Consider the following 5796-nt stretch of genomic DNA (forward strand, 5'->3'; position numbering starts at 1 on the left):
GATCATCTGCTGTCGGCGCGCGGGCTGCGCTGCGATCCCGATCAGATCATGCTGACGTCGGGCACCTTGCACGCGCTGCGCATCGTGCTGAGCGCGATCCTCAGAGCGGGCGACCAGGTCTGGTGCGAGGACCCCGGCTACCCTGCCGCGCGCAAGACCTTTGCACATTGCGGCTACCGCGCCGTGCCCGTTCCCGTCGACGAGCACGGCATGCGCATCGCCAAGGGCCGCATCGCGGCGCCGTCCGCGCGCGCGGCCTATGTCACGCCGTCGCATCAGTTTCCGCTGGGCGTTCAGATGTCGATGCCGCGGCGGCTCGAGCTTCTGGACTGGGCAAAGCGGGCCGGCGCCTTCATCCTGGAGGACGATTACGACAGCGAGTTTCGCTATGACGGCGCACCTTTGATGTCGCTCGCCGGCATCGACCGTCTCCAGCGCGTGATCTACCTCGGCACGTTTGCCAAGACGCTGTTTCCGGGCCTGCGCATCGGCTATTGCGCCCTGCCCGAACGCCTGATCGCAGACGTGACGGCTGCGCGCGCGGCGCTCGACCGCTTCCCCGGCACGCTGATGGAAGGCGCGGTGGCCGACATGCTCAACTCGGGCGCGTTCGCCGCAAACCTCAAGCGCGTGCGAAAACTCTATCGCGAGGCGCGCGATGTGCTGGCCGAAACGCTGGAAGCCGCATCCGATGGTGCGCTATCCGTGCCGGTGCCGTCACAAGGCCTGCATCTCGTCGCCCGGTTCGATCCCTCGGTCGACCTGACGGTGGCCGCGCAAGCCAAGCAGGCGGGCGGCGCGGAGGGCTGGCTATTGGCCGACACCTATTCGCGCACGCGTCCTCTCCCCGGCTTCGTGCTGGGATTTTCCGGCCACGCAGTTCCACAACTCGTAGCCTCCGCCGAACGGCTCGCGCGGGAATCGCGGTCAGCCTTGCGCGCGAAAAGCAAGCCGGTTCGGCGAGCATGAGCAAGCTTCGCTATTAGAATCGCTCACCGCTCCCTACATTGCGTCATCGATTCCGGGAGCCTTCATGATGTCACTCCGCCACGCGACCTGCCTCTCGCTCCTGATCTCCATCGCGCTCGCCGCGGCGGCGCATGCCGCCACGGTCGGACGCGAGCAGGATATCGTGGATCTGAAGCTCGGCCAGCGCGTTCTCGTGGACGACGGAACCTGCCCTGCCGGACAGGTCAGGGAAGTGCGCGGCGCAAGGATGACCGACAAGGGTGTCTCGCGCACGAGCTCCTGCGTGCCGCGGCAGGGGCCGAAAACAAAATGATGGCCTGAGAGGCTACTTCGCCGGATCGAACATGCATTGCAGGGTTGGCTTGGCAATCTTGGTAAAGGTCGGGCCGATCTCGCCCTGCTTAGAAGCCGGAACCCAGTCGGTCTCGATGGTGGGCACGCCGGTCTCGCTGATGCCGCGCAACAGCGCTTCGCGCAGGTCGCGATCCTCGACGGCGGCCGCGGCGTGATCGTGCAGGCAGCCGCAGACTGCCTCCGGATGCTCCCAGCGGCCGATCATGCGCGGCGCGCACTGGCGCACGAACTCGCTGCGGGGATCCGGTAACCTGGTGGGCGCGCGCACCTGCGCCTGGGCGGCATTGATCGTCAGAACAAAAACGAACGCAGCGGCGCAAAATCGAACGATCATGACGGCCTTTATCGCTGATTTTCTTGTTATCGATCAGAAGCGCGCGGCAACCACGATGGGCTGCGACGTCGTGGTGATGACCGGCGAGCCGCTGTACTGGAAGGTGCCGACGCCGGGCAGATTGCCGTCCGGCGAGCCAGCCAACGAGGAGCCCGCAACCACGAAAGCGAAGGCAAGGATGTAGCTGAGCGCGCGCATGGTCTTGTCTCCGAATTCGGTGGCCGGCGGTGCGCCGTTCGTCGTTGTGAAGCTGATAACCATGGGCGGTTTCGCCCGTGATGCGCCAAAAGCCGAAAATGGTTTCATCTCCGTGAGAATTGTTTCGTCCGGTCCGAGACGACGACACAATTCTCTGAAAACGCCAACCATTTCAGTGAGGTCTCGCTAGAGCTCATGGCGGCTTGCCAAGTTCCGGCTCCGGTGTGCGAACACACTCGACGCAGCCGCCGTCATGTTCCCGCCTCACCCGCTTCACACGCATTTTACGTTTTCCTGCGAATGGAGCGGCAAACGAAGGCTGGTCCTGTCGAACCGGGAGCGCGTCGGCCGCGACCCAAGCCATCGAACCTGGACGCCCATCACCGGGCGCGTTCACTTGAGGGATGGCCATTATGGTGGCGCAAGATCGCGCAATGCCGCGCGAGGCGGACCAACGGACGGACGGCGGAGGTCAACGACCCAATCGCGTCGCCTCAGCCGGCGCGATGTCGCTACAGTCTGGCCGCGGCTTTGAGGCCGCGCCACAAGCCTTCGTGCGGCTGACCGGCTCGCATCTTGTCAAGCCGTAGGCCAGCCGAGCCTGTGCTTGAGTGAACGCAAGCGCGTTACTGTGTGAACGCGCATTACTGTGTGAAGAACTCGGCGCACTTCTGGACGTTTGCGTCCGCAGCTCCCCACGGCATGATCGGCACTGTCGAGGTCGAGTTCTTCGGCGAGCCCTCGATTATCCTGTCCGAATAGACCATGTAGACCAGCACGTTGCGCTTGGTGTCGCAGCCGCGCACGATCTGCATCTTCTTGAAGAACAGCGACCGGCGCTGGCGGAACATGTCGTCGCCCTGCTCCATCTTGGTCTTGAACTTGATCGGGCCGACCTGGCGGCAGGCCAGCGAGATGTCCGACACCTCCTCGGCAAGGCCAAGCCAGCCCTTGAAGCCGCCCTTTTCCGGCACCGTGAAATGACAGGCGACGCCCTCGACTTCGGGATCGTCGAGGCCATAGGTCGCGAGCTTGTCGTTCGGGCTCATCCATTTGAACACGGTGGAGCGGCGGAAGATCAGATCGGGCTCGTCGGCAGCTTGGACGGACGCCGCCGGCACGGCCAGGGCCAGGAGGAATAAGGCGAGACCTTTCAAGCGGATGCCGGCAAGTCCAGGGAAACGAGATGACATGAAGTTCTCCGGTAACAAGTCTCCGCAATGTAGGAACGCGTCAGCCCGACAGGAAGACGACAGGCGGGCAGAGGCGGCCGCCGTTTACCGCTCTGTGAGGCTTTTTTGCTACGTCTTGGACAAAAGTCGCTGATGGCAGAACCGGCCTGGTGGTGAACGCGTATCCCCTTTGCGAGACTAACGTCTGATTTGGAATATGGATTCGAGGATGAACAGCGTGAACGGGTCGCGTTTTTCTGCCAAGCCGGCGCGGCTGTGGCAGGTCGCCATTTTGACGGCGGCGGGTATGATCGGCGCGACCAGCCAGGCAGACGCAGCATTTTATTATTGGACGGATTATTCCGACGGATCCTATTACGCCCGGCAGAGCCGGCATCCCGAGATACCGCGCCAGAAGCCGCCGAAGCGCGACGCAACCGGCCGGAAAGAGGTTGTCGCCGAAAAGCAAGCCGGCGCAAAGCCACAAGGGCCGCTGGTCATCGTCGTCTCGATCGACCGGCAGAAGGTGACGGTCTACGACACCAACGGCGTGTTCGCGGAATCTCCGGTGTCCACGGGCATGAAGGGCCATTCGACGCCGATGGGTGTGTTCAGCGTCATCCAGAAGCACAAATTCCACCATTCCAACATCTATAGCGGCGCGCCGATGCCGTACATGCAGCGGATCACCTGGTCCGGCGTCGCCATGCATGCCGGCGCGTTGCCGGGCTATCCGGCCTCGCATGGCTGCATCCGCATGCCGATGGCGTTCGCGGTGAAGATGTGGAATTGGACCAGGATGGGCGCGCGCGTCATCGTCGCGCCCGGCGAGATGACGCCGCACAGCTTCTCCCATCCCCTGCTCGCCTCGGTGCGCGTGCCGCCACAGCCTGCCGCGAGCCTCGAGCCGCAGACCAATGTCGGCGACAAGGCCGACAAGGGCGCCGCGCAGACCAAAGCCGCCGAAACCAAGTCGGTCGAGACCAAGCCCACCGAAACCAAGACGGCCAGCGCCGATGCCGTGCTCGAGCTGCGCGCCTCCGTCGACCATACCGTGATGTCGGATGTGACCACGGGCAATGCGCCAGCCCACGAGGAAGCCGGCGCCCCGGCCGACAAGGCCAAGACGGCCGAGGCAACTGACGCGGCCAAGCCGCAGTCGGAAGACAAGCCGGCTAGCGGGGACAAGCCTGCCGACAAGGCCGAGCCGATCAAGACCGAAGCAGCGGACTCCGCAAAGACGACCGATGCACCGGCACCTGCGCTCGCCGCCTCGCCCGATGCGAACAAGGACGAAAGCCGCGTTGCTGATCCGGCGCCGGTCGCAAAGCCGGAAGCCCCCAAGCGGGCCGGCCAGATCGCCGTCTTCATCAGCCGCAAGGATTCCAAGCTCTACGTGCGGCAGAATTTTGCGCCGCTGTTCGAGGTGCCGGTCACGATCGCCCCGAGCGACCGGCCGCTCGGCACCCATATCTTCACCGCCGAGCTCGACAAGACCGATACCAACGCACTGCGTTGGTCGGTGGTGTCGCTGCCCGTCTCCGCCCGTTCCGCGGCACGCGAGGACGATGGCCGGCTCACGCGCCGCGAACGCGGCGGTGTCGTGATCCCCGTCGCCGCCAAGCCCGTGACTGCCAAGCCCGTGGTCACGCCGGACAGCCCGGCTGCGGCCCTCGACCGTATCTCGATCCCTGCCGACACCATGGCGAAGATCAACGAGATGCTGACATCAGGCGGCTCGATCATCATCTCCGACCAGGGCATCAACCAGGGCGAGACCGGCGAAGGCACCGACTTCATCGTCCGCCTGTACTAGTCTGTCGCCGCGCCGGATAACGCGGTGTTGACGAGGCGGATCGCGCTGGCGGAGTAACATGCGCCCGGATCATTTCGGGGGATGCCGTCATGATGAACCGCAGGACCGTTCTCACCATGGCGCTGACCGGCACACTGATGCCGGTCACGCGTGCATTCGCCGACGGCGGCATGAGCCGGATCTCGGCCTATGCCTTCTCCTTCCCCGCTTTGTCCGGCGACGAGCTCCGGCTGGCCGCTTTCACCGGCAAGCCGCTGCTGGTTGTCAACACCGCCTCGCTCTGTGGCTACACGCCGCAATATGCCGGCCTGCAGGAGATCTGGACCGAGTTTCGCGCCCGCGGGCTCACCGTGATCGGCGTGCCCTCGAATGATTTCGGCGGCCAGGAGCCCGGCGGCAGCAGCGAGATCACCCAGACCGCGCACCACCAATATGGTGTTACCTTCCCGGTCACCGCCAAGGCCGTCGTAGCAGGCGCAAAGGCGCATCCATTCTACAAATGGGCCGCCGAGGCACGACCGAGGGAAGTTCCGCGCTGGAACTTCCACAAGTACCTGATTGGCCGCGACGGCTATATCGCCGACGTCTTTTCGTCCGCGGTCGAACCGGCCGACACGCGAATCAAGACGGCAATTGCCAAGGTGCTGGCCGACAGTTGAGGCGAGTTGCGCCCGATCCGGTTGGGCACAATTCTGGCGGGATGCCAAACAGCCGTTGCAATGGCGATGGCCCACCATCTAGGCTAGGGATCGTTTGGGGCAGGATGATTTCTGCCGGAGGCGAAAAGCCGCGGCGGAACAACGGGATCAATCTCGAGGACAACACCATGCGCGTGGCGGCAGGACTGATTTTGGCAAGCGCAATATCTCTGGCCATGACCGGCGCGGCATGGTCGCAGACTCCGGCCGCAAAGCCCGCGGCCGCGACGCAAGCCGCCCCGGCAGCAACGCCCG

General features: G+C 64.5%; 7 protein-coding genes and 1 pseudogene. 5 read left to right on the forward strand and 3 right to left on the reverse strand.

Annotated features, from left to right (window positions below; all coding sequences use genetic code 11):
- Both MOV74_RS29430 and MOV74_RS29435 read left to right on the forward strand, forming a co-directional pair.
- On the forward strand, window positions 1-969 hold a 969-nt coding region (locus MOV74_RS29430; protein WP_246930174.1), incomplete at its 5' end, for a PLP-dependent aminotransferase family protein.
- A gap of 67 nt (window positions 970-1036) precedes the next feature.
- Complete coding sequence (locus MOV74_RS29435; RefSeq protein WP_246930185.1) at window positions 1037-1282, forward strand: DUF6719 family protein; 246 nt, start codon at window positions 1037-1039, stop codon at window positions 1280-1282.
- A 12-nt stretch (window positions 1283-1294) separates the two neighbouring features.
- Here MOV74_RS29435 and MOV74_RS29440 read toward each other — a convergent pair whose 3' ends face one another.
- The 3 genes from MOV74_RS29440 to MOV74_RS29450 form a co-directional block, all read right to left on the reverse strand.
- Window positions 1295-1657 (reverse strand): hypothetical protein, encoded by a 363-nt coding sequence (locus MOV74_RS29440; protein WP_246930176.1) that lies wholly within the window; start codon window positions 1655-1657, stop codon window positions 1295-1297.
- A gap of 33 nt (window positions 1658-1690) precedes the next feature.
- On the reverse strand, window positions 1691-1918 hold the full coding sequence (locus tag MOV74_RS29445) for a hypothetical protein (protein ID WP_246930178.1): 228 nt from the start codon (window positions 1916-1918) through the stop codon (window positions 1691-1693).
- A gap of 581 nt (window positions 1919-2499) precedes the next feature.
- On the reverse strand, window positions 2500-3048 hold the full coding sequence (locus MOV74_RS29450; RefSeq protein WP_246930180.1) for a CreA family protein: 549 nt from the start codon (window positions 3046-3048) through the stop codon (window positions 2500-2502).
- A gap of 208 nt (window positions 3049-3256) precedes the next feature.
- Here MOV74_RS29450 and MOV74_RS29455 point away from each other — a divergent pair, with 208 nt between their 5' ends.
- The 3 genes and pseudogenes from MOV74_RS29455 to MOV74_RS29465 form a co-directional block, all read left to right on the forward strand.
- Window positions 3257-4843: a L,D-transpeptidase family protein gene (locus MOV74_RS29455; protein WP_246930181.1), complete on the forward strand. Its 1587-nt coding sequence runs from the start codon at window positions 3257-3259 to the stop codon at window positions 4841-4843.
- An 89-nt stretch (window positions 4844-4932) separates the two neighbouring features.
- Window positions 4933-5502, forward strand: a complete 570-nt coding sequence (locus tag MOV74_RS29460; protein WP_246930183.1) for a glutathione peroxidase — start codon at window positions 4933-4935, stop codon at window positions 5500-5502.
- A gap of 167 nt (window positions 5503-5669) precedes the next feature.
- Window positions 5670-5796 (forward strand): annotated as a pseudogene (locus tag MOV74_RS29465) (polysaccharide deacetylase family protein); the annotation flags it as partial.

The organism is Bradyrhizobium sp. SHOUNA76 (genome assembly GCF_023006445.1).
GTDB lineage: Bacteria > Pseudomonadota > Alphaproteobacteria > Rhizobiales > Xanthobacteraceae > Bradyrhizobium.